A 2,500-nucleotide genomic window follows, 5' to 3' on the forward strand; every position below is an offset into this window, starting at 1 on the left:
GATGGATATTGTAAATGGGAGTGATCAAGTCGATCGAGCTATTAGTACCGGTAAGCTACATGCGTTGCCGCACTTCCACACCCGGCCTATCAACGTGGTAGTCTTCCACGGCTCTGATAGGGAATACTCGTTTTTAGGTGGGTTTCCCGCTTAGATGCCTTCAGCGGTTATCCCGTCCGTATATAGCTACCCTGCTATGCCGTTGGCACGACAACAGGTCCACCAGAGATACGTCCATCCCGGTCCTCTCGTACTAGGGACAGATCCTATCAATATTCCTACACCCACGGCAGATAGGGACCGAACTGTCTCACGACGTTCTGAACCCAACTCACGTACCGCTTTAAATGGCGAACAGCCATACCCTTGGGACCTGCTCCAGCCCCAGGATGCGATGAGTCGACATCGAGGTGCCAAACAACCCCGTCGATATGGACTCTTGGGGGTCATCAGCCTGTTATCCCCGGCGTACCTTTTATCCGTTGAGCGATGGCCCTTCCACGCGGGACCACCGGATCACTATGACCGACTTTCGTCTCTGCTCGACTTGTCAGTCTTGCAGTCAGGCAGGCTTATGCCATTGCACTCGACGAACGATTTCCGACCGTTCTGAGCCTACCATCGCGCGCCTCCGTTACTCTTTAGGAGGCGACCGCCCCAGTCAAACTACCCACCATACACGGTCCTGGACCCGGATAACGGGCCGCAGTTAGACATCCATATAGGCAAGGGTGGTATTTCAAGGATGACTCCACAATGGCTGGCGCCACTGCTTCAAAGTCTACCACCTATCCTACACATGCCGACACGAATGCCAGTGTAAAGCTATAGTAAAGGTGCACGGGGTCTTTCCGTCTAACCGCAGGAACCCCGCATCTTCACGGGGAATTCAATTTCACTGAGTCTGCGTTGGAGACAGCGGGGAAGTCGTTACGCCATTCGTGCAGGTCGGAACTTACCCGACAAGGAATTTCGCTACCTTAGGACCGTTATAGTTACGGCCGCCGTTTACTGGGGCTTCAATTCAATGCTTGCACATCTCCTCTTAACCTTCCAGCACCGGGCAGGCGTCAGACCCTATACGTCGTCTTGCGACTTCGCAGAGCCCTGTGTTTTTGGTAAACAGTCGCTACCCCCTGGTCTGTGCCACCCCCACCTAGTTGCCTAAATGGAGGTCACGCTTCTTCCGAAGTTACGCGTGCATTTTGCCGAGTTCCTTCAACGCAGTTCTCTCAAGCGCCTTGGTATTCTCTACCAGTCCACCAGTGTCGGTTTAGGGTACGGTCTATATGCAGGAGCTATTTCCTGGAACCGCTTCGCTGCAAGATCAATCCAATAAGACCTTACAACACACGCGATCCGTCACTACCTGCAGGCCCACGAATATTAACGTGGTTCCCATCGACTACGCCTTTCGGCCTCGCCTTAGGGGCCGGCTAACCCTGCTCAGATTAACTTTAAGCAGGAACCCTTGGACTTTCGGCGAGGGAGTCTCTCACTCCCTTTATCGTTACTCATGTCAGCATTCTCACTTCCGATACCTCCAGGATGTCTCACGACTGTCCCTTCACAGGCTTACGGAACGCTCCGCTACCACGCACAAATGTGCATCCACAGCTTCGGTGTATGGCTTTAGCCCCGGTACATTTTCGGCGCAAAGACCCTTATTTAGACCAGTGAGCTGTTACGCTTTCTTTAAATGATGGCTGCTTCTAAGCCAACATCCTGGTTGTTTTGGGATCCTCACATCCTTTCCCACTTAGCCATAACTTAGGGACCTTAGATGGTGGTCAGGGTTGTTGCCCTCTCCACGACGGACGTTAGCACCCGCCGTGTGTCTGCCCAGTAGTACTCCCCGGTATTCGGAGTTTGATTAGGATCAGTAAGACGGTGAGTCCCCATAGCCCATTCAGTGCTCTACCCCCGGGGGTATTCGCTGGACGCTCTACCTAAATAGATTTCGCGGAGAACCAGCTATCTCCAAGTTTGATTGGCCTTTCACCCCTAGCCACAAGTCATCCCGATCTATTGCAACAGATATGGGTTCGGTCCTCCAGTACGTGTTACCGTACCTTCAACCTGCTCATGGCTAGATCACTTGGTTTCGGGTCTAATGCATCGAACTGAACGCCCTGTTCAGACTCGCTTTCGCTGCGCCTACACCTACCGGCTTAAGCTTGCTCGATACACTAAGTCGCTGACCCATTATACAAAAGGTACGCTGTCACCCAGGACGAACCTTGGGCTCCAACTGTTTGTAGGCATCCGGTTTCAGGTACTGTTTCACTCCCCTCGTCGGGGTGCTTTTCACCTTTCCCTCACGGTACTGGTTCGCTATCGGTCATGCACGAGTACTTAGGCTTGGATCGTGGTCGACCCATGTTCAGACAGGATTTCACGTGTCCCGCCCTACTCAAGGACAACAGGTGTTCTACGTGTACGGGGCTATCACCCACTTCGGCAAACCTTTCCAGGTTCTTCCACTTTATTCCCTATTGCC

At 52.9% G+C, this 2,500-nt stretch carries 1 rRNA gene (cut by a window edge); it reads right to left on the reverse strand.

Annotated features, from left to right (window positions below):
- Nucleotides 1-20: 20 nt before the first annotated feature.
- Nucleotides 21-2,500 (reverse strand): 23S ribosomal RNA (locus CES86_RS08405); it runs 424 nt beyond the window's last position.

This window comes from Brucella lupini (genome assembly GCF_002252535.1).
Taxonomy (GTDB): Bacteria; Pseudomonadota; Alphaproteobacteria; order Rhizobiales; family Rhizobiaceae; genus Brucella; species Brucella anthropi.